Source organism: Roseateles sp. 22389, assembly GCF_052044995.1.
Taxonomy (GTDB): domain Bacteria; phylum Pseudomonadota; class Gammaproteobacteria; order Burkholderiales; family Burkholderiaceae_C; genus Roseateles.
In genome coordinates, this window is record NZ_JBQEOF010000012.1 from 80571 (window position 1) to 104868 (window position 24298).

Genomic DNA, 24298 nt, shown 5'->3' on the forward strand with positions numbered 1-24298 from the left:
CCGCGGCCGGTCGACGCGGGCCTCAGGCGGCCTGCTGGGTCAGGCGGATGTACTTCTGCATCAGGGTCTCGCGCGATTCGACGTGCGCCGGATCGACCGGGATGCAGGCGACCGGGCACAGCGTCGCGCACTGCGGCTCGTCGAAGTGGCCGACGCATTCGGTGCACTTGCCCGGATCGATCTGGTAGTACTCCTCGCCCATCGAGATCGCGTGGTTCGGGCACTCGGGCTCGCACACATCGCAATTGATGCATTCATCCGTGATCATCAACGCCATGGCTTTACTGCTCCATGCGGTTCTTGGCGATGCGGTCTTCCAGCCGTTCGCGCACCAGCGGCGAGACGAACTTGGAGACTTCGCCGCCCAGCGTGGCGATCTCCCGGACGAAGGTCGAGGAGATGAACTGGTAATGGTCCGACGGCGTCAGGAACACCGTTTCCACCTCGGGCATCAGCTGCCGGTTCATGCCGGCCATCTGGAATTCGTATTCGAAGTCCGACACCGCCCGCAGGCCGCGCACCACGACCTTGCCGCCGTTCTCCATCACGAAGTCGCGCAGCAGCCCCTTGAAGGCGACCACCTCGACATTCGGATACGGCGCCACCAGCGCGCGGGCCATGTCCAGCCGTTCCTCGACACTGAACATCGTCTTCTTGTGGTGCCCGGCCGCGACGGCCAGCACCAGGCGCTCGAACAGGCGGCTCGCGCGACGCACCAGATCCTCGTGGCCGAGGGTCATCGGGTCGAAGGTGCCGGGGTAGACGGCGGTCAGCAGGGTCTGCGAAGTCATGGGCGCGGATTATCCGCCGCGTCGCAACAGACGGTAATGCACCGCTCCGGCCCGCCCTTCCTTCCACACGGACAAGCCCAGCGCCGCGGGCGCTTCCACCGGATGCGGCGATTCCAGATAGATCAGCCCGCCCTGCGCCAGCAGCGGCACCGCGGCGGCCAGCGCGGGGAGGAACAGGTCCTGCGCGAACGGCGGATCCAGGAACACCAGGTCCAGCGACTCCGGCGCCGCGCGCCGCATCCAGGCCAGCGCATCGGCGTTCTCGATCGCCATCGGCACGGTGCCGTCCTTGTCCAGCCGCTTCAGGTTGGCGCGCAGCGCGCTGGCCAGCGTCGCATCGCGCTCCAGCAGCGTGACCTGCGCCGCGCCGCGCGAGGCGGCCTCGAAGCCCAGCGCCCCGCTGCCGGCGAAGGCATCCAGCACGCGCCAGCCGGCCAGGTCCTGGCCCAGCCAATTGAACAGCGTCTCACGCACCCGGTCGGGCGTGGGCCGCAGCCCCGGGCTGAAGGGCACCGGCAGCTTGGAGCGCTTCCAGACGCCGCCGACGATGCGCACCTCGCCCGGACCGGCGGCCTTGGGCGGACGCGGCTTCACCGCGCCTTCGCCCACCGTCACGCGGGGACCGGGACGGCCGGCGCGGCGCAGGCCGTCGGGCGCAGTCGCCTTGGCGGCGCTCATTGCCGCACCGGGATGCCCTGCGACGCCATCAGCGCCTTGGCCTCGCCGACGGTGTGATCGCCGTAATGGAAGATGCTCGCGGCCAGCACGGCATCGGCGCCGCCCTTCGTGATGCCGTCGGCCAGGTCCTGCAACGAGCCCACGCCGCCCGAGGCGATCACCGGCACGCTCACCGCGTCCGACACCGCGCGCGTCAGCGCCAGGTCGAAACCGCTGCGGGTGCCGTCGCGGTCCATGCTGGTCAGCAGGATCTCGCCCGCGCCGAGCTCGGCCATCTTCGTGGCCCACTCGATCGCGTCCAGGCCGGTGTTCTTGCGGCCGCCATGCGTGTACACGTCCCAGCCGACGCTGCCGTCGGCGTTCTGGCGCCGCTTGGCGTCGATCGCCACGACGATGCACTGCGCGCCGTACTTGTCGGACGCGGCGCGGATCAGCTCGGGATCGGCCACCGCGGCGGAGTTGAAGCTGACCTTGTCCGCGCCGGCGTTCAGCAGCCGCCGCACATCGGCGACCGAGCGCACGCCGCCGCCCACCGTCAGCGGGATGAAGACCTGCGAGGCCACGCGCTCGATGATGGGCAGGATCAGGTCGCGGCCGTCGCTGGTGGCGGTGATGTCCAGGAAGGTCAGCTCGTCCGCGCCCTGCTCGTTGTAGCGGGCGGCGATCTCGACCGGATCGCCCGCATCGCGCAGCTCGACGAAGTTGACACCCTTCACGACGCGACCGCCGGTCACGTCCAGGCACGGGATGATCCGCTTGGCCAGCACCGCTCAGCCCCCGTTCAGCTCGTCGGCGCGACGCTGCGCCGCGGCGAAGTCGAGGTCGCCGGTGTAGATCGCGCGGCCGCAGATCACGCCGCCCACGCCTTCGGACTCGACCGCGCACAGCGCCTCGATGTCGGCGATGTTGGACAGCCCGCCCGAGGCGATCACCGGGATGGACAGCGCCTGCGCCAGCTTCACCGTCGCGTCGATGTTGATGCCGGTGAGCATGCCGTCGCGGCCGATGTCGGTGTAGATCACGCCTTCGATGCCGTAATCCTCGAATTTCTTCGCCAGGTCGATGACCTCGTGGCCGGTCAGCTTGCTCCAGCCGTCGGTGGCGACCTTGCCGTCCTTGGCGTCCAGGCCCACGATGATGTGGCCGCCGAAGGCCGAGGCCGCATCCTTCAGGAAGCCCGGGTTCTTCACCGCCGCGGTGCCGATGATCACGTACGAGAGACCGTCGTCCAGGTAGCGCTCGATCGTGTCCAGGTCGCGGATGCCGCCGCCCAGCTGCACCGGGATGTCGTCGCCGACCTCGCGCAGGATGGCCTTGATCGCGGCCTCGTTGACCGGCTTGCCGGCGAAGGCGCCGTTCAGGTCCACCAGGTGCAGGCGACGCGCGCCGGCGTCGACCCATCGTCGCGCCATCTGCGCCGGGTCTTCACCGAAGGTCGTGGAGTCGTTCATGTCGCCTTGCTTGAGGCGGACGCACTTGCCGTCTTTCAGGTCGATCGCGGGAATCAGCAGCATGGCCCGGGGAGCTAGGGGTGGAGGAAGGGGAAGAGAGGGAGGGACGCTCGAGAAGGTGTCGTGCGACGCAGGACCGGAGGCCAGGCCTCAGGGCGTCCAGTGCAGGAAATTGCGGTACAGGGCGAGCCCGGACGCGGCACTTTTCTCGGGGTGGAATTGGGTGGCAAAAATGTTATCCCGCGCCACCGCACAGGTAAAGCGCAGGCCGTAGTCGCTCTGGCCGGCGCTGTCGCGCGGGTCCGACGTCTCGGCATAGAAGCTGTGGACGAAGTAGAACCAGCTCTCGTCCGGCACCTCGCCCCAGACCGGATGCGCCCGCGTCTGGTGCACGCGGTTCCAGCCCATCTGCGGCACCTTGTAGCGGCTGCCGTCGGGCTGCAGCCGGCCCTCGAGCCGGAAGCGCTTCACGCGGCCGGGGATCAGCCCGAGGCCGGGCGTGTCCTGCTCCTCGCTGTGGTCCAGCAGCATCTGCATGCCGACGCACACGCCCATCAGCGGCTTGCGCGCGGCGGCGTCCAGCACGGCTTCCTTCAAGCCGCTGCCCTCCAGCTCGCGCATGCAGTCGCGCATCGCGCCCTGGCCGGGCAGCACGATGCGCTCGGCGGCGTAGACCTCGTCGGGCTCGGCGGTGATGAGCACGCGCACGCCCTGGTCCTGCGCCGCGGCCATCACCGCCTGCGACACCGAGCGCAGGTTGCCCATGCCGTAATCGACGACGGCGACCGTCCTGGGCATGACGCTCACAGCGTGCCCTTCGTCGACGGGATCACGCCGGCCGAGCGCGGGTCCGGCGTCATCGCCATGCGCAGTGCGCGGCCGAAGGCCTTGAAGATCGTCTCGCACTGGTGATGCGCGTTGTGGCCCTTGAGGTTGTCCACGTGCAGCGACACCAGCGCGTGATTCACGAAGCCCTGGAAGAACTCGTAGGTCAGCTGCGTGTCGAAGGCGCCCACCGAGCCCGCGGTGAACTTGACGTCCATCGCCAGCCCCGGACGGCCGGAGAAGTCCACCACCACGCGCGACAGCGCCTCGTCCAGCGGCACGTAGCTGTGGCCGTAGCGGGTGATGCCCTTCTTGTCGCCGATCGCCTGCGCCACCGCCATGCCCAGCGTGATGCCGACGTCCTCGACGGTGTGGTGGCCGTCGATGTGCAGGTCGCCCTTGGCCTCGATGTCCAGGTCGATCAGCCCGTGGCGGGCGATCTGGTCCAGCATGTGGTCGAAGAAGCCGATGCCGGTGTTCAGCGTGGCCTGGCCGGTGCCGTCCAGGTTCACGCGCACGCGGATCTGCGTTTCCTTGGTGTCGCGGCGGACTTCGGCGATGCGTTCGGAGCTCATGGGGATTCCACAGGGATCAGGAAAACAGGGGACCTGCCGGCAGGCGCCAGTCTGGCATCAGCCGGAAACCAGCGCGGCGAGCGAGGCTTCGAGCGCCGCCAGCATCGCCGCGTTCTCGTCGGCCGTGCCGACCGTCAGCCGCAGGCAGCCCGCCAGCAGCGGATGCATGCCCGAGACATTCTTGACCAGCACGCCGCGCGCCTTCATGTCGGCATGCAGCCGGTCGGCCTCGGGCACGCGCACCAGGATCATGTTGGCCTCGCTCGGATAGGCCCGCACGCCCGGCAGCCGGGCCAGCGCGGCCTGCAGCGCGGCGCGCCCGTCGCGCAGCGCGGCGGCCTGGCGCTCGTAGACCTGCGCATGCTCGAGCGCGAACAGGCCGGCTTCCGCGTTCAGCACGCTGACGTTGTAGGGCGGGCGCAGCTTGTCGATGTGATGGATCAACTCGGCATGGCCCATCAGGTAGCCGATGCGCACGCCGGCCAGGCCGAACTTGCTCATCGTGCGCATGATCAGCACCTGCGGATGACGCGCCATCAGCGCCATCGCGTCGCGCGCGGCGAAGGGCTGGTAGGCCTCGTCGATCACCACCAGCCCCGGCGCGGCCTGGGCGATGCGCTCGATGACGGCCTCGTCCCAGAGGTTGGCGGTCGGGTTGTTCGGATAGGCCAGGTAGACGATGGCGGGCCGGTGCTCGGCGATGGCGGCCAGCATCGCCGCCTCGTCGAGCTCGAAATCCGCCGTCAGCGGCACGCCGACGAAGTCCAGGTGCTGGTAGGCCGAGGACAGTCCGTACATGACGAAACCGGGCAGCGGCGCCAGCACGGCGATCCGCTGGCCCGGCTTGCTGACGGCCATGGCCAGCAGCGAGATCAGTTCGTCCGAGCCGTTGCCCAGCATCAGCGCCTTGCCCTCCGGCAGGCCGGCGTGCGCCGCCAGCGCGCGCGCCAGGTCCTGCGTGCGCTCGCCGGGATAGCGGTTGATCGCGACCGCGCCCAGGCGCTCGCCCAGCGCCCGCTGCAGCTCGGCGGGCAGCCGGAAGGGGTTCTCCATCGCGTCCAGCTTGATCAGGCCGGCGGACGGATGCACCGCGTAGGCGTGCATGGCGCGCAGGTCGTCGCGCAGGACACCGAGGGCTCGATCGAGGGCAGCTTTCATGGGGCGACCGCCAGCGGCGGTGGGGTATCGGAGAGGGGGTCGGGATCGAAGGCCGCGCCCGCCGGCAGCGCGCGCAGCGGGTCGACGATCAGGACGCTGTCGTAGAGCTGGCCGTGCGGCAGCGCCAGGCTGAGCAGCGTCTCGCAGCCCTGCGCTTTGGCGGCGGCGACGATCAGCGCATCGGCATAGGGCAGCGCGAAGCGGCTTTCCAGCGACCAGGCGGACTCGACGGTGGCGTGGTCGGTCGACCACGGCGCCCAGCGCTGGTAGCGGCGCACCTCGGCCCGGGCGTCGCCATTGGGCATGGCGGGCGCGATGCGGGTGGTGACGGCGCGGTAGAAGTCGTTGAGCACCTGGCTGGAGGTGCGGCCCAGGCGCTGCTGCCACAGCACGCGCAGCCAGCGCATGGCCTGCGCGCGGCGCGCCGGGTCGGCGCCGTCCTCGCTCAGGATCAGCACCGAGGTGTCCACGAACACCGGCGCGGTCAGTTCCAGGCCCGCGCTCACAGCAGCTCCCGGCCCGGATAGGGCTGGCCGTCGGAGGACCAGGTGCGCTCGCGGTGCAGCCAGTCCTGCAGGGCGCGTTCATAGGCGTCGTCGTGACGCATCTTCTCGGCGAGCAGCTCGCCGACCAGCCGCGAGACGCTGGTGTTGCGCCGCGCCGCCTCCAGCCTCGCCCACTCGGCGACGCTGTCTTCCATGGTGACGGTGACGTTCTTCATGAAGGCCGCAGGGTAACACGAAGTTCGTGTTCCACGAACTTCGTGTCCCTGCCGACCTTCGGGGCTTGGCGCCGGGATCCGACTAGGAAGGGCGGGTTTCAGCCCTGGAGACGGAACTGCGCGACTACGTGCTGCAGGCTGCCCGCCTGCTCGCGCAGCGATTCCGAGGCGGCCGAGGATTCCTCGACCAGCGCCGCGTTCTGCTGGGTGACCTCGTCCAGGCGCCGCACGGCCTGGCCGACTTCCATCAGGCTGGTGCTCTGCTCCTGCGTGGCCGAGGAGATCTCCTGGATGATGTCGGTCACCCGCTGCACGGCGGCGACGATCTCGCGCATGGTCTCGCCGGCGTCGCTGACCAAGCGGGCGCCGGCCTCGACGCGCTCGACCGAGGAACCGATCAGGCCCTTGATTTCGCGCGCCGCCTCGGCGCTGCGCTGCGCCAGCGAGCGCACCTCGCCCGCCACCACCGCGAAGCCGCGGCCCTGCTCGCCGGCGCGGGCGGCCTCCACCGCCGCATTCAGCGCCAGGATGTTGGTCTGGAAGGCGATGCCGTCGATCGTGCCAATGATGTCGGCGATCTTGCGCGAGGACGCATTGATCTGGTCCATCGTGCTGACCACCTCGGACACCACCACGCCGCCGCGGTCGGCGACCTGGCTGGCGTTCAGCGCCAGTTGGCTGGCCTGGCGCGTGGCGTCGGCGTTCATGCGCACCGTGTCGGTCAGCGCCTGCATCGTGGCCGAGGTCTCCTCCAGGCTGGAGGCCATCTGCTCGGTCCGCGCCGACAGGTCGCTGCTGCCGGCGGCCACCTCGCCGCTGGACATCGCGATGCTCTCAGCGCTGGTGCGCACCGTCGACAGCGAGCGGTTGAGCGCGCCCTGCATCGCCGACAGCGCCTGCGCCAGCTGGCCCAGCTCGTCGCGGCGCGAGGTGTCGATGTCGACGGTCAGGTCGCCCTCGGCGACGCGGCTGGCGACGCCCACCATGTCGGTCAGCGGGCGGACGGTGCTGCGCGTCAGGTAGAAGGCCAGCGCGCCGCCGGCCGCCAGCGCGGCGACGATCAGCACGCCCATCGTCGTGAGCACGGCCTTGTAGACCGCGCGCGACGCTTCGACGTCGGCCTCGGCCCCCTGGGTGTTGATGTCCACCAGCTTCTGCGTCGCGCCGATGACGGCACCGAAGGCCTTGCTGGATTCGCCGCTGACGGTGGCCAGGTACTCGCCGCGGTTGCCGGCCTTGCGCGCCGCGATCAGCCGGTCCTGGACGCCCAGGTAGGCGGCGTACTGCGCCTTGGCGTCCTTCCACTGCTCGGACTCCTGCGGCGTGCTGACCATCGCCTCGTAGGTCTTGGCCAGCTCGGGCAGCGTCTTCTCGCGCAGCGTCTTGATGCGCTCCTGCTGCTCCTCGACCTCGAGGACCACTTCCTTCAGGCACATCGACATCTCGGCGCGCCGCAGCTCGTTGAGCTGCCCGCGCAGCGCGTTGATGGCGTTGATCGACGGGATCCAGTCCCCGCCCATGTCCTCGACGTTCTTCTGAATCGCCTGCATGCGGTTGATCGCCACGATGCCCACGAGCACCGTGGCCAGCAGCACCGCTGCAAACCCCAGGGAGATGCGCACACCGACGCGCAGATCGGAGACCTTCATGCTTCGCCGTCCTCTTGTGGAGATGTCGGCGAATCCTAGAACGTCCGCCCCGGCGGGCGAACCTCAAAACAGCGTCAAAAGTGGCGGCTTATCCGCGAGCCAGGGTTTGCCCGGCGCCGCCGCGTGAAATCTGCGCAGGCGGCGGCCTCAGCGCTTGAGCCGGAACTCCGCCGCCTGCGCATGCGCCTGCAGGCCTTCGCCGTAGGCCAGCGTCGCGGCGATCGGGCCCAGCACCTGCGCGCCGGCCTCGCTGACCTCGATCAGGCTGGAGCGCTTCTGGAAGTCGTAGACGCCCAGCGGCGAGGAGAAACGCGCCGTGCCCGAGGTCGGCAGCACGTGATTGGGGCCGGCGCAGTAGTCGCCCAGCGACTCGCTGGTGTAGGCGCCCAGGAAGATCGCGCCGGCGTGGCGCAGCAGCGGCTCCCAGCGATGCGGGTCGGCGCTGGAGACCTCGAGGTGCTCGGGCGCGATGCGGTTGCTGATCTCGCAGGCCTCCTCCATCGAGCGCGTGTGGATCAGCGCGCCCCGCCCTTCCAGCGACGCGCGGATCACGTCACGCCGCGGCATGCCGGGCAGCAGGCGCTCGATGGCCTCACGCACCTGCGCGATGTAGGCGGCGTCCGGGCACAGGAGGATGCTCTGCGCGAGCTCGTCGTGCTCGGCCTGGCTGAACAGGTCCATCGCGACCCAGTCCGGCGGCGTGGTGCCGTCGGCGAGCACGAGGATCTCGCTCGGCCCCGCGATCATGTCGATGCCGACCTGGCCGAAGACGTGTTTCTTCGCGCTGGCGACGTAGGCGTTGCCCGGTCCGGTGATCTTGTCCACGCGCGGCACGGTGGCCGTGCCGTAGGCCAGCGCCGCCACCGCCTGCGCGCCGCCGATGGTGAAGGCGCGGTGCACGCCGGCCACGTAGGCCGCGGCCAGCACCAGCGGGTTCTTCTCGCCGCGCGGCGTGGGCACGACCATCACGATCTCCGGCACGCCGGCGACCTGCGCGGGGATCGCGTTCATGAGCACGCTCGAGGGATACGCGGCCTTGCCGCCCGGCACGTAGATGCCGACGCGATCCAGCGGCGTGACCTTCTGGCCCAGCAGCGTGCCGTCCTCGTCGCGGTAGCTCCAGCTCTCGCCGCAGGCCTCCTTCTGGCGCTCGTGGTAGCGGCGCACCCGCTCGGCGGCCTGGGTCAGGGCTTTCGCCTGCTCCGCGGGCAGGCCGTCGAAGGCGGCCCGCAGCTCCTCGCGCGTCAGTTCCAGCGCGCCGAGCGTCGCGGCCTCCAGGTGGTCGAAGCGGGCGGTGTACGTCAGCACTGCGGCATCGCCGCGGGCGCGCACGTCGGCCAGGATCTCGGCGACGCGCGACTCGATCGCGGCATCGGTCTCGGCCGACCAGTGCAGCACGCGCTGGAACTGCGCGTCGAAGTCGGCGTCGGTGGTGACGAGGGTGCGAAGTTGAAGGGCTGGGCTCATGGCGGGGCTCCGGGCAGGCGTCGGGGGCGGTCGGACGGACGGTCGATCAGGCGGTCGATCAGGCGTTCGGGATGGCCGATCCGATCGCGTCGATCAGCGGCTTGAGCGCCTCGCGCTTGAGCTTGAGCGCCGCCTGGTTGACGACCAGGCGCGAGGAGATGTCCATGATCCGCTCGACCTCGACCAGCCGGTTCGCCTTGAGCGTGCTGCCGGTGGAGACGAGGTCGACGATAGCGTCGGCCAGCCCGGTCAGCGGCGCCAGCTCCATCGAGCCGTAGAGCTTGATGAGGTCCACGTGCACGCCCTTGTCGGCGAAGTGCTGGCGCGCGATCGAGGTGTACTTGGTCGCCACGCGCAGCCGCGAGCCCTGGTGCACGGCGTTCTCGTAGTCGAAGTCGTCCCGCACCGCGACGCTCATGCGGCACTGCGCGATGCGCAGGTCCAGCGGCTGGTACAGGCCCTGCCCGCCATGCTCGATCAGCACGTCGCGGCCGGCCACGCCCAGGTCGGCGCCGCCGTACTCGACGTAGGTCGGCACGTCGGTCGCGCGCACGAGCACCACGCGCACCTCGGCCTGGTTGGTCGGGAGGATCAGCTTGCGGGAGCTGTCCGGGTCTTCCAGCACGGAGATGCCCGCGGCCGCCAGCAGCGGCAGGGTCTCTTCGAAGATGCGGCCCTTGGAAAGTGCCAGGGTGATCATGCGGTGTCCTCGGTGAACGCGCGCTCCACGCGGAAGCGCTTCGGGCTGTTCAGCGGGACGGCAGCGGGTTCACCGGACGGGCCACACCGCCACCCGCCTCGCAGCCGGGTGGCTTTCAGTGATGGTGATGCGCGCTGCCTTGCTGCGCGAACTCGGCGGGGGTCAGCGTCTTCATCGACAGCGCGTGGATCTGCTCGCGCATGCGATCGCCCAGTGCCTGGTACACGCGCTGGTGGCGCTTGATCCGGCTCAGGCCCTCGAACTCGGCCGACACGATCGTCGCGAAGAAATGGCGTCCATCGCCCTCGACCTGGAGCTCGCTGCAAGCGAGACCCTGGGCGATGTAGCTCTGGACTTCTGCGGGGGTCGGATCGGCCATGATGGGGCGGGATTCTACTCGGGCGCCTCGCGCGGGCGCTTTCGTGCTTGGAGAGGCCCGGCTTGCGAGGGCCGGGCCGGCGCGGTCGTCGCGACGGTTCAGTGGCGGATCTTGTAGCCGCGGCGCAGCAGCTCCAGCGCGACCGCGGCCACCGCGGCGAAGGCGATCGCCACGACGCCCAGGCTCACCCACGGCGAGGCGTCGCTGACGCCGAAGAAGCCGTGACGGAAGCCGTCGATCATGTAGAAGAACGGGTTCAGGTGGCTGACGCCCTGCCAGAACGCGGGCAGCGAATGCACCGAATAGAACACGCCCGACAGGAAGGTCATCGGCATCACGATGAAGTTCTGGAAAGCGGCCATCTGGTCGAACTTCTCCGCCCACAGGCCGGCGATCAGGCCGAGCGAGCCCATCAGCCCCGCGCCCAGGATCGCGAAGGCCAGCACCCACAGCGGCTTGGCCATGCCCGGCGGCGCGAACCACACGGTGGCGACGAACACGCCCGCGCCGACCATCAGCCCGCGGATCACCGACGCGCCGACATAAGCCAGGAACCAGGCCCAGTGCGACAGCGGCGTGACCAGCAGGAACACCAGGTTGCCGGTGATCTTGCTCTGGATCAGCGACGAGGAGCTGTTGGCGAACGCGTTCTGCAGCACGCTCATCATCACCAGGCCCGGAATCAGGAAGCTGGTGTAGCCCACGGTGCCGTAGACCTTGACGTGGTCCTCCAGCACATGGCCGAAGACCAGCAGGTAGAGCACCGCGGTCAGCACCGGCGCGCCCACGGTCTGGAAGCCGACCTTCCAGAAGCGCAGCACCTCTTTATAGAAGAGCGGACGGGCGCCCTCGAGGCGGATCGGGAAATGGCTGGCGCTCATGCGCGGCCCCCTTGCATGATTTCCAGGAAGACGTCCTCGAGGTCGGCGCGGCCGATCTCCAGGTCCTCGATGGGCACGGCGGCCTGGCGCAAGGTGGCCAGGATCTGCTCGACCTCGGCCGCGTCGTGCGCGGTGAGCTGGACGATGCGGCCGGTGACGCGGGCGCGCTCGGCCAGCGCCAGCGGCAGCGCGGAGTCGGTCTTGAACTGCAGCATCGTCGAGGCGGTGCCGGCGAGCAGTTCGGAGGTGCGGTTGAGCGCCACGATCCGGCCTTGCTTGAGCATCGCGATGCGGTGGCATAGCGCCTCGGCCTCCTCGAGGTAATGCGTCGTGAGCAGGACGGTGTGGCCCTCGCGGTTCAGGCGCGCGATGAACTGCCACAGCGTCTGGCGCAGCTCGACGTCGACGCCGGCGGTGGGCTCGTCCAGCACGATGACCGGCGGCCGGTGCACCAGCGCCTGCGCCACCAGCACGCGGCGCTTCATGCCGCCGGAGAGCTGGCGCATGTTGTTGTGGGCCTTGTCGGCCAGGCCGAGGTTGAGCAGCAGCTCGTCGATCCAGTCGTCGTTGTGGCGCACGCCGAAGTAGCCGGACTGGATGCGCAGCGTCTCGCGCACGCTGAAGAACGGGTCGAAGACCAGTTCCTGCGGCACGATGCCCAGCTTCTTGCGGGCCTCGGCGTAGTCGTCGACGACGTCATGGCCCAGCACCGACACCTGTCCGCCGCTGGCGCGCGACAGGCCCGCCAGGATGCTGATCAGGCTGGTCTTGCCGGCGCCGTTGGGGCCGAGCAGGCCGAAGAACTCGCCGGGCTGGATGTCGAAGCTGACGCCGTCCAGCGCGCGGAACTGGCCGGCCCGGTAGGTCTTGCTGACATTGCTGAATCGCAGGGCGGGCGGACCGCCGGCCGGCGCGGGCATGGCGGCCGGCTGTTGTTGGGGGCTTGCGGGCATGGGCGCGGATTGTAGGGAGCGGGGCCGTCCCGTGCCCGCCTGGGGTCATGACAGAATGCGCCCACCTCCCCCCACCACGCCCACGGGCCCATGGCCACCAAGAAGCCGCGCCGCACCGCCGAACGCATCCTCGAAGTCACGCTGGACCTCTTCAATCGCTTCGGCGAGCCGAACGTCTCGACCACGCTGATTTCGGCGGAGCTCGGCATCTCGCCCGGCAACCTGTACTACCACTACCCGGCCAAGGACGAGTTGATCAACGCGCTGTTCAACCGCTACGACAAGTCGCTGTCGGAGCTGCTGGGCGCGGTGGGCAACGTGCGCAACGTGGAGGACGCCTGGCTGTTCTTCCACATGCTGTTCGAGCTGATCTGGCAGCACCGCTTCCTGTACCGCGACCTCAACGACCTGCTGTCCAAGAACCGCAAGCTGGAGACGCACTTCCAGCATGTGCTGGAGCAGAAGACGCAGGCGATGGTGGGCCTGCTGGGCGGGCTGCAGGCCAGCGGCGCGCTGACCATGCAGGTGCGCGAGGCCGTGCCCACCGCCAACGCGATGGTGGTGCTGCTGAGCTACTGGCTGAGCTACGAATACGTGCGCGATCCGCGCAACGCGCTGGAGCCCGACCGCGCCGGCGAGGCGCTGATGCGCGGCGCCTTCCACGTGCTGGGGCTGCTGCTGCCCTACCTGGAGCCGACCTCGCGGGACCATCTGTTCCAGCTGGCGGGCAAGTACCAGGCGCCCGCGGACGGCACGGCCTGACCCCCGGGAGGCGCCCTTGCGCTTTGGCGGACTAGCATCCGGTCCCGTGGCGGTCCTCCGAGGAAACCCTGGCATCGTGCGCAGCCGGCCCCCCTGGTCGCGGTTGGCGTCGAAAAACGACACCCTATAAATTAGGGATATCGCATTCAACGACCTCTAGGGACCGACTCCATGACGCGCATCCTGATCTCCGCCGCCCTGCTGGCCCTGGCTGCCCCGATGGCGCATGCCGCCGCCTCTGCCGAGAACGCCGACGCCAAGGCCCTGCGCGCCGAGTGCGCCAGCCAGCACGCGGTGCGCTTCGAGCAGCCGGCCGCCGCCAACGAGTACCGCTTCGTCTACAACCGCGGCGAGTACCGCGGCGAGGCCACTTCCGGTCATCCGGTCGCCTGCGCCCAGACGCAGTACGCCGAGTACCTGGCCAGCGCCGACCCGGTCAAGGTGATGTCCGCCTACCCGACCGCCGCCGGCCTTCCGCAGCCGGCGAAGAAGGCCGCCAAATAAGGCGTCCTGCCCCAGCGACGAACGCCGCCCCCGGGCGGCGTTCTGCATGGCGCGGACGGCGGGCCGGCGCTCAGTCCTTCGTCTCCCACGGGAGCATCAGCGCCAGCGTGAGCAGGTGCTGGAACTCGGGCTCGAAGTGGGCCACGATGGCCTGCGGATCGGGGCACAGGCCGGCGTCGGCGATGAGGCCGAACTGCACTTGGCCGGCGTAGGTCAGGATGCTGATGCCCAGGCTCATGTCGCCGGCCTGCGGCGCCCAGAACATGACGCGCTCGACCGCCGAGTCGCACAGCCGCAGCGTCTGCGCCGGGCCCGGCACGTGGGTCATCAGCGCCGTCGCCTTGCGCGACAGGGTCTTGAGCATCGCCCGCTGCGCCGCCTTCTCGACCGTGCCGGAGGTCGCCATCAGCCCCAGCGACAGCGCCGGCCGCAGGCTGTTCTTGAGCGCCTGCGTCTGCGCGTGCACCGCGTAGAGCCGCTTGACCGGATTCGTGATGCCCACCGGCATCGGCAGCGGGACCATGCCGAAGCGGTTGCCCAGTTGCCAGGCCGTCTCCAGCGGCCGCAGGTTGACCGGCACCAGCGCGCGGATCTCCTGGCCCTCGGTGTCGTCGCCGTGACCGCGCAGATAGAGCCCGATCGCGCCGGCGACGCAGCTCAGCAGCACGTCGTTCACCGACACGTTCATCGACTTGCCCACCGCCTTGACCGCGTCCAGCGCCAGCGGCGCACCCCAGGCCACCCGCTTGGCGCGGCCGGCCTTGCCCTTGAGGCGGGTCTTGGCGTCATCGGGCGCCTCGGTCAGCGCCGCCGCGTCGTCCAGCACCTGGCGGCCGAGCCGCTCCGCCGGCGAGGCGGCCGCGGCGCCCGAGCGGTCCAAGCCGGCGCGTTCCTGGATCTCGCGCACCGTCCAGGCATGGATCGGCTTGACCATCGCGTCGGCGAGCCATTCGGGCTCGGCCTCGTCGGCGCTCGCGACCGAGCCGGCCTTCGCTTTCGCCGCCTTCGCCGTCTTCCCCGCCGGGGCCTTCTTCGGTCCCGCCACGGCCTGCGCCGGCGGCGCCGCGCCGCCATCGGTGATCGACAGCAGCACCGCGATCAGCGCGATGCCGTCGGCGATGCAGTGATGCACGCGCGCGATCAGCGCGCTGCTGCCGTCGTAATGTTCGATCAGGTGCAGCTGCCACAGCGGCCGCGACGGATCGAGCGGCTCGGCGGCCAGCTCGGCCAGGCGGTCCTGCAGCGCGCCTTCCAGCGGTCGGCCGCGGCGGCGCGGCAGCGTCTCGGGCACCACGTGGCGGGCGATGTCGACCTCGGCGTCCTCCACCCACCAGGCGCTGTCGCCGGTTTCGACGACGCGCTGCCGGAAGCGCGGGAAGCGCAGCAGCCGCTCGGCCACGCGGCGGCGCAGGTCCTCCAGCGCGATGGCCGGCTTCAGCAGCAGCACGCCGTGGATGACCATGCGGTTGGCCTCGGTATCCAGGCGCAGCCAGGCGGTGTCGACCTTGGACATCGGCTCCGCGTCGCGCGGGAGGCCGGCGGGCTTCGCGGCCCTCGCGGACGACGCCGACCGCGCGGGCGGTGCGGCCGTCTTCGACGGCGTGGACTTGGCGCTCCGGCGGGAGGGCGACGGGCGCGACGCGGCGGAAGTGGGCAATGCGGTCTCCTGGCGGAAGGGGTTCTGGCGGCGGACGATGCGCTCCCGATGATGCGTCATCTAGAGAGGCGGCCCCAGTCCGCGCCGGGAGGTGGGCTGGGTAACATCGCGGCCGTCCGTCCCGATTGTCGCCAACGGGACGCCCTGCTCATCGCCAAGGGAGACACACATGAGCCTCAAGGACCAGTTCGACGCGGCCGTCGCCGATTCCAAGACCCTGCCCGAGCGGCCGGACAACCAGACCCTGCTGAAGCTGTACGCGCTGTTCAAGCAGGCCACCGCCGGCGATGTCGAGGGCGATCGCCCCGGCATGACGGACTTCGTCAACCGCGCCAAGTGGGACGCCTGGAAGACGCTGGAAGGCAAGACCAGCGACGAGGCGATGCAGGACTACATCGACCTGGTCGAAGGCCTGAAGTAAGCCGGCTTCAGCCTCAGCGGGACAGCGCCGCCCGGCGCTCGTCCTTGGGCAGCTTGGCCAGGCGCTGGACTTCCGCGTAGAAGCGCGGCCAGTCCCGGTCCAAGCGCTCGAACAGCCGCAGGAACTCCGGCACCAGGTCCGTGTAGCTGCCCTGGATCGCCAGCGCCGGCGTGTTCAGGCCCGAGACCCAGCGATCGAAGCGCGTGTCGCCGCCCCAGCGGTCCCGCTTCATCGCCTCGTAGTCGGCGCGCAGCCGCGCGAAGGCCGCGGCCTTGCCGGCGCGCTTCTCGTCGTCGCTGGCGGTGCTGCGGAAGACCTCGCGCAACTGCTCGCGCGTCGCCTTGAGCAGCGCCTGGACCTCGTCCTGCCGGCGGCGCGACTGCTCGTCCTCCCGCAAGGCGTCCGGGCGGTCCTTCAGCCAGCGCGCGACGCCGATCTGCTCGACCGCGGTCGCGAAGCTCTCGTTGAAGGTGGTGTCGTCATTCGCGTAGGCCACCTGGTGCGCCAGCTCGTGGAAGATCATCCGCGCGAGCTGCCCCTCCGGATACCGGATGAAGGTGTTGAGCAGCGGATCGCCACCCAGCCAGTTGCTCCAGCCCAGCGAGGAATAGGCCGGCACGCCGTACACGTAGGGCTCGTAGCCGTCCTGGCGCAGCTGCTGCGCGAGCGCGCGCGCGGCCTGCGGATCGAAGTAGCCGCGGTAACCGGCGCAGCCCATGATCGGGTAGCACCAGGTCTTCAGCTGCAGGCTCAGCTCCGGCGTCGCGACGACGTTCCACACGGCGGCGCCGCGCTTGAGGTCGGCGTAGCGGCGGTAGCTGTCGTTGTCCGGCAGCTTCAGCTCCGACGACGCATAGGCGCGCAGCGCCTGCGACAGCACCAGTTGCTGGCGGATTTCCGGATCCAGGTCGGGCTGCGCGAGCCAGTCGTCGACCGGCTTGGCCGCGCGCACCAGCGACAGGTGGCCCGACAGCGACTGCCCGTAATAGGACAGCTGCGCGCAACCGCCCAGCGCGAACAGCGCCAGCAGCAGCGGCGCGAGGCACAGCGCCTTCAGTCCGCGAGGGATCCCCGTCGTGATCGGCGGCGTCGTCATCGCATCCCCATCGGCTGCGTCATCGGCGTCGCCGTCCGTGCGCGGCACTCAGGCCGCGGCGACCTCGACCAGGCAGTCGTAGAAGCACGGCGCGCGGCCCATGTCGGTGAGCCGCTGGTGCGTCACCTCGTTGACGTTGCGGCCGTCGGCGCCGAGCTTGCGCCACCAGATGCCCAGCCCGTGCACGACGCCCTCGCGGGCGCGGGCGCTGACGTCCAGCCGGCAGGCATAGCTGCCGCGGTCGTTGAAGACCCGCACCAGCTGTCCATCGGCCAGGCCGCGCGCGGCGGCGTCACCGGCGCTCATCTCGAGCACCTGCTCGCCTTCGATGTCGCGCAGGCTCTTCACGTTCACGAAGGTGCTGTTCAGGTGGTTGCGCGCCGGCGGCGAGATCATCGCCAGCGGATACCGCGCCGCCAGCGCCGGCGCGCTGGACCGGCTCTCGTAGTTGGCCACGTAGTCCGCGCCGCGCGCATCGGCCTTGCCGCTGGCCGAGGGGAAGCCGCCCTCGGCGAACGGCGCCTCCTTGAGCGGCAGCTTGAACCAGCCGCGCTCGCGCAGCTGGGCCAGGTCGATGTCGTCGCGGAAGGCCTGGCGCAGCAGCGCCTCGTCGTCATCGTGGAAGGCCGGCTCGTCGAAGCCCATCGCCGCGGCGAGCTCGCGGAAGATCCGCGTGTTGGACCGCGACTCGCCCAGCGGCGCGACCGCCGGCTCGTTGACCAGCACGTCGGTGTGGCCGTAGCTGGTGTGGATGTCCAGGTGCTCGAGCTGCGTAGTCGCCGGCAGCACGTAGTCGGCCAGGTCGGCGGTGTCGGTCAGGAAGTGCTCCAGCACCACGGTGAACAGGTCGGGCCGCTGGAAGCCCGCCACCACCTTGGGCGACTCCGGCGCCACCGCCACCGGGTTGCTGTTGTAGACGACCAGCGCCTCGATCCGCGGCCCGAAGTCGGGCGAGGCCTCGCGCAGCAGGTCGTCGCCGATGGTGCTCATGTTGATCGTGCGGGAGGGCCGGCCGGCGCGCAGCTCGGGACGCTCCAGCGCCGGGTTCTTGAAGGGCGCGAACCAGCCCGAGCTCGACAGCAGCAGCCCGCCCGCACGGTGGCGCCAGGCGCCGGTCAGGCAGGGCAGCAGCGCGATCAGGCGCACCGCGTTGCCGCCGCCGCGCACGCGCTGCATGCCGTAGTTCAGCCGGATCGCCGCCGGCGCCAGCGTCGCGTAGTCGCGCGCCAGGCCGCGCACCTCGTCCGCGCTCAGGCCGCATTCGGCGGCCGTGCGCTCGGGGGGCCAGGCCAGCGCCTTCGCGCGCAGCTCCTCCCAGCCGTCGACATGCCGGGCGATGTAGTCGTGGTCCAGCCAGTCCTGGGCGATCAGCTCGTGCATCAGGCCCAGCGCCAGCGCGCCGTCGGTCCCGGGCAGCAGCGCCAGGTGCTGGTGGCACTTGTCCGCGGTCTCGGTCTTGCGCGGGTCGATGCAGACCAGCTTCGCGCCCTCGCGCTTGGCCTGGTTGGCGAAGGTCCAGAAATGCAGGTTGGAAGCGATCGAATTGCTGCCCCAGATGAGGATCAGCTTCGATTCGGCGAAGTGCGGCAGGTGCATGCCGACCTTGTGGCCGTAGGTGGTCGTCAGCGCCGCGCCGCCCGCCGAGGCGCAGATCGTGCGGTCCAGGCAGGACGCGCCCAGCCGGTTGAAGAAGCGGCCCGCCATGGCCTCGCCCTGCAGCAGGCCCATCGTGCCGGCATAGCTGTAGGGGAGGATGGCCTGCGGGTCGCGCGCCGCGATCGCCTTCAGGCGGCCGGCGATCTCGGCGATCGCCTGGTCCCAGCCGATGCGCTCGAAGCGCGGCGGCTCGTGCTTGGCGTTGACGCGCTTGAGCGGGTGCAGCACGCGCTCCGCGTGGTAGGTCCGCTCCGGGTAGCGCGAGACCTTGGTGCACAGCGCGCCGTGGGTGCTGGGATGCTCCGGCTGACCCTGCACCTTGACCACCTTGCCGTCCTCGACGGTGATGCGCAGGGCGCAGGTGTCGGGGCAGTCATGCGGGCAGGCGCCCTTCACCACCCGCGACGGCGATGCGGGCGTCCGGGCGAGGGCCGGATCGTCGTGGTGATGGGCCGGTGGCGGAAGATTCACGGTCGGTTCTTGGAGAGCGGGCAAGGAACGTCAACTATTGCACAGGCGCCACACGCTTTCGCTTTCTTACCGAACATGGTGACGACGCTTGGCGCACGAACCGCTAAGCTCGCTTGCTGGGGGCCGAAATAGGTCGTGTCGAGCCTCCTGGCGTCAGTCGCTCAGGCAGGCGCCACAACATCTATCGCACCCCCTGGGAGCCTCTCTTGGATCGCCGCCAACTCCTCGCCTCCGCCAGCGCCCTGGGCGCGCTCGCCACCCTGCCCATCCCGACGGCCGTCCGCGCGCAAGGCAAACGCCTCGTGCTGGGCCAGTCGGCGCCGCTGACGGGCGCGGCCTCGCAGCTGGGCCTGCAGATGCAGGCCGGCGCGAAGCTCTTCTTCGACGCGCAGAACGCCGCCGGCGGCATCAACGGCACCCTGATCGAGCTGCGCACGCTGGACGACGGCTATGAGCCGGACCGCTGCAAGGCCAACACCGAGAAGCTGATCGCCGACGACGTCTTCGCGCTGTTCGGCTACGTCGGCACGCCGACCTCGCTGGCTGCGCTGCCGCTGGTCAACCAGGCCAAGATCCCGTTCGTGGCGCCCTTCACCGGCGCCGAGGCGCTGCGCGATCCCTTCAGCCCCTGGGTCTATCACGTGCGCGCCTCGTATTACGACGAGACCGCCCTGATCGTGAAGCAGCTGGCCCACCTGGGCCTGATGCGGATCTCCGTCTTCCACCAGAACGACGCCTACGGCAAGGCCGGCCTGGACGGCGTGCTGCGCGCGATGAAGCCGCTGTCGATCCAGCCGCTGGCCACCTCCACCGTCGAGCGCAACAGCGTCGACGTCGCCAAGGCGGTCAAGGACCTGGTGCAGAACGGCGCGCCGCCCGAGGCCATCGTCATGATCAGCGCCTACAAGAGCTGCGCCGCCTTCATCCGCGCCGCGCGCAAGGCCGGCTACGGCGGCGTGTTCTACAACGTCTCCTTCGTCGGCACCCAGGCGCTGCTGGAGGAACTGGGCAAGGACGCGATGGGCGTGGTGGTCAGCCAGGTCATGCCCTACCCGTTCGGCACCCAGGTCGGCGTGGTCCATGAATACCAGCAGGCCGCCACCAAGGCCGGCCAGAAGTTCAACTACACCGCCATCGAGGGCTACATCGGCGCCAAGGTCATCAGCGAGGGCATCCGCCGCGCGACCCGCCCGACCCGCGAGGGCCTGGTCGCCGGGCTGGACAGCCTGCAGAACTACAACCTCGGCGGCTTCAACGTGAACTTCCGGCCCAACAAGCATGTCGGCTCGAGCTTCGTCGAGATGACCCTGCTGACCAGCGACGGACGCGTGAAGCGCTGATCCGGGCTTGATCCGGCAGTGACGCGGCGCTGATCGCCCGGACGGGCGCGGCGGCGTCGGGCACCTTCGCGGTGCGGCGGGTACACTGGCCCGACACAGCGGCGCCGCCCTGAGCGGCGCCGCGGCCTTTCTGGCTCGCGGCAAGCCCGACGCGCTGTCGCGATGACATCGGAGTGCCCGCCCATGAAGCTGATCGAACCCATCCTGGCCGACGCGCCGGCCATCGCCAAGCTGCGACGCGACCTGCACGCGCATCCCGAACTCTGCTTCCATGAAGACCGCACCTCGGACGTGGTCGCGAAAGCGCTGACCGACTGGGGCATCGAAGTCCACCGCGGCCTGGGCAAGACCGGCGTGGTCGGCATCATCCCCGGCCGCGACGGCGGCAGGAGCGGCCGCACGCTGGGCCTGCGCGCCGACATCGACGCGCTGCCCATCACCGAGCACAACACCTTCGCGCACGCCAGCAAGCACCCCGGCAAGATGCACGCGTGCGGCCATGACGGCCACACCGCGATGCTGCTGGCCGCGGCCAAGCACCTGGCCGCGCATCGCGACTTCGACGGCACCGTCTATGTCGTCTTCCAGCCCGCCGAGGAGGGCGGCGGCGGCGCCCGCGAAATGATCAAGGACGGCCTGTTCCGCAAGTTCCCGATGGAGGCCATGTTCGGCGTCCACAACTGGCCGGGCATGGCCGCCGGGCAGTTCGCGCTCAAGACCGGACCGGTCTTCGCCTCGAGCAACGAATTCAAGATCGTGATCAAGGGCAAGGGCGCGCACGGCGCGATGCCGCACCTGGGCACCGACCCGGTGGTCGTGGCCGCGCACCTGGTGCAGGCCTTCCAGACCATCATCACCCGCAACAAGCGGCCGATCGACGCGGGCGTGATCTCGGTGACGATGATCCACGCCGGCGAGGCGACCAACGTGATCCCCGAGCGCTGCGAGCTGCAGGGCACGGTGCGGACCTTCACGCTGGAGACGCTGGACCTGATCGAGCGCCGCATGCGGCAACTGACCGAGGCCACGGGCACCGCCTTCGAGGTCGAGTGCGAGTTCAGCTTCCACCGCAACTACCCGCCGACGATCAACCACCCGGCCGAGACCGAATTCGCCCGCGGCGTGCTGACCGAGATGCTGGGCGCGGCCAATGTGCAGGAGTTCGAGCCCACCATGGGCGCCGAGGACTTCAGCTACTACCTGCAGGAAGTGCCGGGCTGCTACTTCCTGATCGGCAACGGCGACGGCAGCCACCGCGAGGGCGGCCACGGCCTGGGGCCCTGCATGCTGCACAACCCGAGCTACGACTTCAACGACGAGCTGATCCCGCTGGGCGGCTCGATGTGGGTCCGGCTGGTCGACGCGTGGTTCAAGCGGCCGCGCCCGGCCCAGGCCTGAGGGCCGCCGCCGCCCTCCGCGCCCCGCCCTCTTCTTCGACTCCAGCCCCCCGCCCGATGACCGCCCCGATCGCGCCCGACCAAGAGAAGACCGTCCGCGAGGACACCCAGCGCTGGCTGCAGCGGGCCGTGATCGGCCTGAACCTGTGCCCGTTCGCCAAGAGCGTGGAGGTCAACCAGCGCCTGCGCACCGTGGTCAGCGCGGCGCACACGCCGGAGGAACTGCTCAAGGACCTGGCGCGCGAGCTGCTGGCGCTCAACCGCGCCGATCCCGAGGAGACGGAGACGACGCTGCTGGTCCATCCGTGGGTGCTCAACGACTTCCTGGACTTCAACGACTTCCTGGGCGCGGCCGACGCGCTGGTCGAGGACCTGGACCTGGACGGCGTGCTGCAGGTGGCCAGCTTCCACCCCGACTACCAGTTCGAGGGCACCGACGCGGACGACGTCGACAACTTCAGCAACCGCTCGCCCTACCCGACGCTGCACCTGCTGCGCGAGGAGAGCATCGAGCGGGCCGTCGAGACCATGCCGGACACCGACGCGATCTACGAGGCCAACATCGACACGCTGCGCCGCATCGGCCGCAAGGGCTGGGACGCGCTGGACCTCGAGGCCAAGCTGCCGCTGGCCCAGCGCACCACGCGCGAGGACTGATCGGTCGAGTGGCGAAGCGCTGCGCCGCCGCGTCTTGATGCTCGCTGCCGCGACCGCCCGCCGGTTCGTGCGAGAAGCAGCTGGCCCTCACCCCTGCCCTCTCCCGCAAGCGGGAGAGGGGGTCACACAGACCGCGCTTGGCATGACCTGCCGCACCTATCAACGAAGAGCGCCGCGCCGCCTTGCTCTCTCTCCCGCCTGCCAAGGAAAGCGCCGCTCTGACTTGCTCCCTCTCCCGCTTGCGGGAGAGGGTGGGGGTGAGGGTTGCGGTCGTGGCACACCCGATGTCCTGATTTGACCGCGACTGGTCCTGCGACGGCGCGACGCCGCGCGCGTCCGTCGGCACGATGGCATCCATCACCCACTGCTCGATGGAGCCCCGATGACCGCCGCCACCGCCTTCCGTCCCGACGCCGACACCGCCGTCCTGCTGATCGACGTCCAGGAATCCTTCCGCCACCGCCCCTACTGGGACCCGGCCGGCTTCGAGCCCTACATGGCCCGCACCAACGCGCTGCTGACCGGCGCCGCCGCGCGCGGCCTGCCGATCGTGCGCATCCTCCACACCGACGGCCCGGCCACGCCGGACAACCCCTTCTCGCTGGTCAGCGGCCATGTGCGCCCGATGGCCGAGCTGGCCGACGTGCCCATCGCCGCCGAGTTCCTCAAGCGCCGCCACAGCGCGCTGGCCGGCACCGGCCTGTCGATCTGGCTGACCGAGCACGGCATCCGCCGCCTGATCGTTGCGGGCATCCGTACCGAGCAGTGCTGCGAGACGACGACGCGCCACGCCAGCGACGAGGGCTGGACCGTCGACTACGTGACCGAGGCGACGCTGACCTTCCCGATCCGGCACGCCAGCGGCGTGGTGGTCGGCGTGGACGAGCTCAAGCTGCGCACCGAGGTCGCGCTGCAGGACCGGTTCGCGCAGATCGTCGACGTCGAGGCGGCGCTCGATCGCGCCACCCAGCGCAGCGCCGTCGCGGCCTGATGGCCGGTGGGTCCACGGCGCGGCGCACTCGCCCGCGCCGGGAGCCCGCTCTCCCTTGCACCCTATTCCCGAATGCCCCGGGGGCATACTGCCGCGATGTCCTTTCCTGACTCTCCCCTGGCCGCGCGCCGACCGGACGACGACCCGGTCGACGTCTGGATCCTGGTCGAGCGCCACACGCTGCTGCTGGACCTGGCCGGCGCGGCCGAGGCGCTGCGGCTCGCCAACCAGGCCTTGCGCCGCCGCCGCGAGCCGGAAGCCTTCCGGCTGCGCTACTGCGCCGCGTCGCCGACGGCCTCCAGCTCGGTCGGCCTGACGCTGGCCGCGCTGGAGCCGCTGCCGGCGCTGGGGCCGCGCGACTGGCTGATCCTGAGCGGGCGCCGGCATGCGCATCCGGACGACGCGGCGCCGGGCGCCGTCGAGCGCGAGGAGGAACTGCGCATCGAGCGCTGGCTGCATCGCGAGGGCACGGCGCTGCTGGCTGGCGGCGAAGGCCGGCTGCTGAGCATCTGCGCCGGCGCGCTGCTGGCGGCGCGGGCCGGGCTGCTCGAGGGCCGGCGCTGCACCACCCACCATGAATCGCTCGACGCGCTGCGCGCCGCCGCGCCCGGCGCGGACGTGCAGGCGAACCGGGTGTTCGTGCTCGACGGCCCGCTGGCCAGCAGCGCCGGCATCACGGCCGGCATCGACCTGGTGCTGGCCCTCATCGCCGAGCACTGCGGCGAGGCGCTGGCCGCGTCGGTGGCGCAGGTGATGGTGGTCTACCTGCGGCGCGGCGCGCAGGATCCGGAGCTGTCGCCGATGCTGGCGCACCGCCACCACCTGCATCCCGCGCTGCACCGGGTGCAGGACGCGATCTGCGGCGACCCGCGCGCCGACTGGAGCCTGGCGCGGATGGCCGAGGTCGCCCATGTCACGCCGCGTCACCTCACCCGGCTCTTCACCCAGCACGGCGGCACGACGCCGCTCGACTACCTGCGCGCGATCCGGCTCGAACTGGCCCGGCGCGAACTGGCGCGCGGCCAGCGGCCGGCGCAGGCGGCCCTGGCCGCCGGCTTCAGCTCGGACCAGCAGCTCCGACGCACGCGCCGGCGCCTGAGCGCGCCGGCCTGAGCCGC

28 protein-coding genes are annotated in these 24298 nt (G+C 70.4%); 9 read left to right on the plus strand and 19 right to left on the minus strand.

Annotated features, from left to right (window positions below; translation table 11 throughout):
• Positions 1-22: 22 nt before the first annotated feature.
• The 16 genes from ACTJKJ_RS17295 to ACTJKJ_RS17370 all read right to left on the minus strand — a co-directional run bounded on the left by ACTJKJ_RS17295 (position 23) and on the right by ACTJKJ_RS17370 (position 12228).
• On the minus strand, positions 23-277 hold the full coding sequence (locus tag ACTJKJ_RS17295) for a YfhL family 4Fe-4S dicluster ferredoxin (RefSeq protein WP_091721249.1): 255 nt from the start codon (positions 275-277) through the stop codon (positions 23-25).
• Positions 278-281: 4 nt separating this feature from the next.
• Positions 282-791 carry a pantetheine-phosphate adenylyltransferase gene (gene coaD / locus ACTJKJ_RS17300; protein WP_175538158.1) on the minus strand — a complete coding sequence of 170 codons (510 nt, stop codon included), beginning with the start codon at positions 789-791 and terminating at the stop codon, positions 282-284.
• Between the two features lie 9 nt (positions 792-800).
• Positions 801-1469, minus strand: a complete 669-nt coding sequence (rsmD, locus tag ACTJKJ_RS17305) for a 16S rRNA (guanine(966)-N(2))-methyltransferase RsmD (RefSeq protein ID WP_440821201.1) — start codon at positions 1467-1469, stop codon at positions 801-803.
• Positions 1466-2236: an imidazole glycerol phosphate synthase subunit HisF gene (gene hisF / locus ACTJKJ_RS17310; protein WP_440821202.1), complete on the minus strand. Its 771-nt coding sequence runs from the start codon at positions 2234-2236 to the stop codon at positions 1466-1468. Before hisF ends, rsmD begins: the two co-directional genes overlap by 4 nt.
• 3 nt (positions 2237-2239) lie before the next feature.
• Positions 2240-2983 carry a 1-(5-phosphoribosyl)-5-[(5-phosphoribosylamino)methylideneamino]imidazole-4-carboxamide isomerase gene (hisA, locus tag ACTJKJ_RS17315; protein ID WP_147241572.1) on the minus strand — a complete coding sequence of 248 codons (744 nt, stop codon included), beginning with the start codon at positions 2981-2983 and terminating at the stop codon, positions 2240-2242.
• Between the two features lie 87 nt (positions 2984-3070).
• The gene (gene hisH, locus ACTJKJ_RS17320) at positions 3071-3718 is read right to left on the minus strand and encodes an imidazole glycerol phosphate synthase subunit HisH (protein ID WP_175538296.1); all 648 of its coding nucleotides are present in this window, start codon (positions 3716-3718) and stop codon (positions 3071-3073) included.
• A gap of 5 nt (positions 3719-3723) precedes the next feature.
• Positions 3724-4320, minus strand: coding sequence for an imidazoleglycerol-phosphate dehydratase HisB (gene hisB / locus ACTJKJ_RS17325; RefSeq protein WP_091721233.1), 597 nt, complete (start codon positions 4318-4320; stop codon positions 3724-3726).
• A 57-nt stretch (positions 4321-4377) separates the two neighbouring features.
• Positions 4378-5478 (minus strand): histidinol-phosphate transaminase, encoded by a 1101-nt coding sequence (gene hisC, locus ACTJKJ_RS17330; RefSeq protein ID WP_440821203.1) that lies wholly within the window; start codon positions 5476-5478, stop codon positions 4378-4380.
• Positions 5475-5984, minus strand: coding sequence for a PIN domain-containing protein (locus ACTJKJ_RS17335; protein WP_440821204.1), 510 nt, complete (start codon positions 5982-5984; stop codon positions 5475-5477). The genes hisC and ACTJKJ_RS17335 overlap by 4 nt, the downstream gene beginning before the upstream one ends.
• Complete coding sequence (locus tag ACTJKJ_RS17340) at positions 5981-6199, minus strand: CopG family transcriptional regulator (RefSeq protein WP_088408424.1); 219 nt, start codon at positions 6197-6199, stop codon at positions 5981-5983. Before ACTJKJ_RS17340 ends, ACTJKJ_RS17335 begins: the two co-directional genes overlap by 4 nt.
• 98 nt (positions 6200-6297) lie before the next feature.
• Entirely contained in the window at positions 6298-7848 is a 1551-nt protein-coding gene (locus ACTJKJ_RS17345) for a methyl-accepting chemotaxis protein (protein WP_440821205.1), read from the minus strand.
• Positions 7849-7995: 147 nt separating this feature from the next.
• On the minus strand, positions 7996-9315 hold the full coding sequence (gene hisD, locus ACTJKJ_RS17350) for a histidinol dehydrogenase (protein WP_440821206.1): 1320 nt from the start codon (positions 9313-9315) through the stop codon (positions 7996-7998).
• A 58-nt stretch (positions 9316-9373) separates the two neighbouring features.
• Positions 9374-10015 carry an ATP phosphoribosyltransferase gene (gene hisG, locus ACTJKJ_RS17355; RefSeq protein WP_147240828.1) on the minus strand — a complete coding sequence of 214 codons (642 nt, stop codon included), beginning with the start codon at positions 10013-10015 and terminating at the stop codon, positions 9374-9376.
• A gap of 115 nt (positions 10016-10130) precedes the next feature.
• Positions 10131-10394, minus strand: coding sequence for a BolA family protein (locus ACTJKJ_RS17360; protein WP_091721214.1), 264 nt, complete (start codon positions 10392-10394; stop codon positions 10131-10133).
• A gap of 98 nt (positions 10395-10492) precedes the next feature.
• Positions 10493-11275: an ABC transporter permease gene (locus ACTJKJ_RS17365; protein WP_091721209.1), complete on the minus strand. Its 783-nt coding sequence runs from the start codon at positions 11273-11275 to the stop codon at positions 10493-10495.
• The gene (locus tag ACTJKJ_RS17370; protein ID WP_255489936.1) at positions 11272-12228 is read right to left on the minus strand and encodes an ABC transporter ATP-binding protein; all 957 of its coding nucleotides are present in this window, start codon (positions 12226-12228) and stop codon (positions 11272-11274) included. Before ACTJKJ_RS17370 ends, ACTJKJ_RS17365 begins: the two co-directional genes overlap by 4 nt.
• A 90-nt stretch (positions 12229-12318) precedes the next feature.
• On the opposite strand from ACTJKJ_RS17370, the gene ACTJKJ_RS17375 reads away from it, so the two are divergent.
• On the plus strand, positions 12319-12990 hold the full coding sequence (locus ACTJKJ_RS17375; RefSeq protein WP_091721202.1) for a TetR/AcrR family transcriptional regulator: 672 nt from the start codon (positions 12319-12321) through the stop codon (positions 12988-12990).
• Positions 12991-13161: 171 nt separating this feature from the next.
• Positions 13162-13494: a hypothetical protein gene (locus ACTJKJ_RS17380; RefSeq protein WP_440821207.1), complete on the plus strand. Its 333-nt coding sequence runs from the start codon at positions 13162-13164 to the stop codon at positions 13492-13494.
• A 70-nt stretch (positions 13495-13564) separates the two neighbouring features.
• Here the strand turns inward: ACTJKJ_RS17380 and ACTJKJ_RS17385 are convergent, their stop codons facing one another.
• Complete coding sequence (locus tag ACTJKJ_RS17385) at positions 13565-15007, minus strand: wax ester/triacylglycerol synthase family O-acyltransferase (RefSeq protein ID WP_440821208.1); 1443 nt, start codon at positions 15005-15007, stop codon at positions 13565-13567.
• On the opposite strand from ACTJKJ_RS17385, the gene ACTJKJ_RS17390 reads away from it, so the two are divergent.
• Positions 15000-15203, plus strand: coding sequence for a hypothetical protein (locus tag ACTJKJ_RS17390; protein WP_440821209.1), 204 nt, complete (start codon positions 15000-15002; stop codon positions 15201-15203). The genes ACTJKJ_RS17385 and ACTJKJ_RS17390 overlap by 8 nt on opposite strands.
• A gap of 117 nt (positions 15204-15320) precedes the next feature.
• Complete coding sequence (locus tag ACTJKJ_RS17395) at positions 15321-15572, plus strand: acyl-CoA-binding protein (protein WP_091721188.1); 252 nt, start codon at positions 15321-15323, stop codon at positions 15570-15572.
• 13 nt (positions 15573-15585) lie between these two features.
• Here ACTJKJ_RS17395 and ACTJKJ_RS17400 read toward each other — a convergent pair whose 3' ends face one another.
• Together ACTJKJ_RS17400 and ACTJKJ_RS17405 are read right to left on the minus strand one after the other, a co-directional pair.
• Entirely contained in the window at positions 15586-16668 is a 1083-nt protein-coding gene (locus ACTJKJ_RS17400) for an aminopeptidase (protein WP_440821210.1), read from the minus strand.
• A 48-nt stretch (positions 16669-16716) separates the two neighbouring features.
• Entirely contained in the window at positions 16717-18795 is a 2079-nt protein-coding gene (locus ACTJKJ_RS17405; protein ID WP_440821211.1) for a molybdopterin-containing oxidoreductase family protein, read from the minus strand.
• 206 nt (positions 18796-19001) lie between these two features.
• On the opposite strand from ACTJKJ_RS17405, the gene ACTJKJ_RS17410 reads away from it, so the two are divergent.
• From ACTJKJ_RS17410 to ACTJKJ_RS17430, 5 genes are all read left to right on the plus strand, one after another.
• A complete protein-coding gene (locus ACTJKJ_RS17410; RefSeq protein WP_091721178.1) occupies positions 19002-20135 on the plus strand; it encodes an ABC transporter substrate-binding protein in 1134 nt (377 codons plus the stop codon).
• Between the two features lie 183 nt (positions 20136-20318).
• Positions 20319-21533 (plus strand): M20 aminoacylase family protein, encoded by a 1215-nt coding sequence (locus ACTJKJ_RS17415; protein WP_183485060.1) that lies wholly within the window; start codon positions 20319-20321, stop codon positions 21531-21533.
• A 56-nt stretch (positions 21534-21589) separates the two neighbouring features.
• Positions 21590-22189 carry a DUF1415 domain-containing protein gene (locus tag ACTJKJ_RS17420; RefSeq protein ID WP_091721170.1) on the plus strand — a complete coding sequence of 200 codons (600 nt, stop codon included), beginning with the start codon at positions 21590-21592 and terminating at the stop codon, positions 22187-22189.
• Between the two features lie 382 nt (positions 22190-22571).
• A complete protein-coding gene (locus ACTJKJ_RS17425; protein WP_440821212.1) occupies positions 22572-23180 on the plus strand; it encodes a cysteine hydrolase family protein in 609 nt (202 codons plus the stop codon).
• Positions 23181-23276: 96 nt separating this feature from the next.
• Positions 23277-24293 (plus strand): GlxA family transcriptional regulator, encoded by a 1017-nt coding sequence (locus ACTJKJ_RS17430; protein ID WP_440821213.1) that lies wholly within the window; start codon positions 23277-23279, stop codon positions 24291-24293.
• The last annotated feature ends 5 nt before the right edge of the window (positions 24294-24298 follow it).

Bases quoted from the DNA above. Each gene is read 5' to 3' on its own strand.
- ACTJKJ_RS17295 (WP_091721249.1), bottom strand. From the start codon at position 277: ATGGCGTTGATGATCACGGATGAATGCATCAATTGCGATGTGTGCGAG.
- coaD (WP_175538158.1), bottom strand. From the start codon at position 791: ATGACTTCGCAGACCCTGCTGACCGCCGTCTACCCCGGCACCTTCGAC.
- rsmD (WP_440821201.1), bottom strand. From the start codon at position 1,469: ATGAGCGCCGCCAAGGCGACTGCGCCCGACGGCCTGCGCCGCGCCGGC.
- hisA (WP_147241572.1), bottom strand. From the start codon at position 2,983: ATGCTGCTGATTCCCGCGATCGACCTGAAAGACGGCAAGTGCGTCCGC.
- hisH (WP_175538296.1), bottom strand. From the start codon at position 3,718: ATGCCCAGGACGGTCGCCGTCGTCGATTACGGCATGGGCAACCTGCGC.
- hisB (WP_091721233.1), bottom strand. From the start codon at position 4,320: ATGAGCTCCGAACGCATCGCCGAAGTCCGCCGCGACACCAAGGAAACG.
- hisC (WP_440821203.1), bottom strand. From the start codon at position 5,478: ATGAAAGCTGCCCTCGATCGAGCCCTCGGTGTCCTGCGCGACGACCTG.
- ACTJKJ_RS17340 (WP_088408424.1), bottom strand. From the start codon at position 6,199: ATGAAGAACGTCACCGTCACCATGGAAGACAGCGTCGCCGAGTGGGCG.
- ACTJKJ_RS17345 (WP_440821205.1), bottom strand. From the start codon at position 7,848: ATGAAGGTCTCCGATCTGCGCGTCGGTGTGCGCATCTCCCTGGGGTTT.
- hisD (WP_440821206.1), bottom strand. From the start codon at position 9,315: ATGAGCCCAGCCCTTCAACTTCGCACCCTCGTCACCACCGACGCCGAC.
- hisG (WP_147240828.1), bottom strand. From the start codon at position 10,015: ATGATCACCCTGGCACTTTCCAAGGGCCGCATCTTCGAAGAGACCCTG.
- ACTJKJ_RS17360 (WP_091721214.1), bottom strand. From the start codon at position 10,394: ATGGCCGATCCGACCCCCGCAGAAGTCCAGAGCTACATCGCCCAGGGT.
- ACTJKJ_RS17365 (WP_091721209.1), bottom strand. From the start codon at position 11,275: ATGAGCGCCAGCCATTTCCCGATCCGCCTCGAGGGCGCCCGTCCGCTC.
- ACTJKJ_RS17370 (WP_255489936.1), bottom strand. From the start codon at position 12,228: ATGCCCGCAAGCCCCCAACAACAGCCGGCCGCCATGCCCGCGCCGGCC.
- ACTJKJ_RS17375 (WP_091721202.1), top strand. From the start codon at position 12,319: ATGGCCACCAAGAAGCCGCGCCGCACCGCCGAACGCATCCTCGAAGTC.
- ACTJKJ_RS17380 (WP_440821207.1), top strand. From the start codon at position 13,162: ATGACGCGCATCCTGATCTCCGCCGCCCTGCTGGCCCTGGCTGCCCCG.
- ACTJKJ_RS17385 (WP_440821208.1), bottom strand. From the start codon at position 15,007: ATGTCCAAGGTCGACACCGCCTGGCTGCGCCTGGATACCGAGGCCAAC.
- ACTJKJ_RS17395 (WP_091721188.1), top strand. From the start codon at position 15,321: ATGAGCCTCAAGGACCAGTTCGACGCGGCCGTCGCCGATTCCAAGACC.
- ACTJKJ_RS17400 (WP_440821210.1), bottom strand. From the start codon at position 16,668: ATGACGACGCCGCCGATCACGACGGGGATCCCTCGCGGACTGAAGGCG.
- ACTJKJ_RS17415 (WP_183485060.1), top strand. From the start codon at position 20,319: ATGAAGCTGATCGAACCCATCCTGGCCGACGCGCCGGCCATCGCCAAG.
- ACTJKJ_RS17420 (WP_091721170.1), top strand. From the start codon at position 21,590: ATGACCGCCCCGATCGCGCCCGACCAAGAGAAGACCGTCCGCGAGGAC.
- ACTJKJ_RS17425 (WP_440821212.1), top strand. From the start codon at position 22,572: ATGACCGCCGCCACCGCCTTCCGTCCCGACGCCGACACCGCCGTCCTG.
- ACTJKJ_RS17430 (WP_440821213.1), top strand. From the start codon at position 23,277: ATGTCCTTTCCTGACTCTCCCCTGGCCGCGCGCCGACCGGACGACGAC.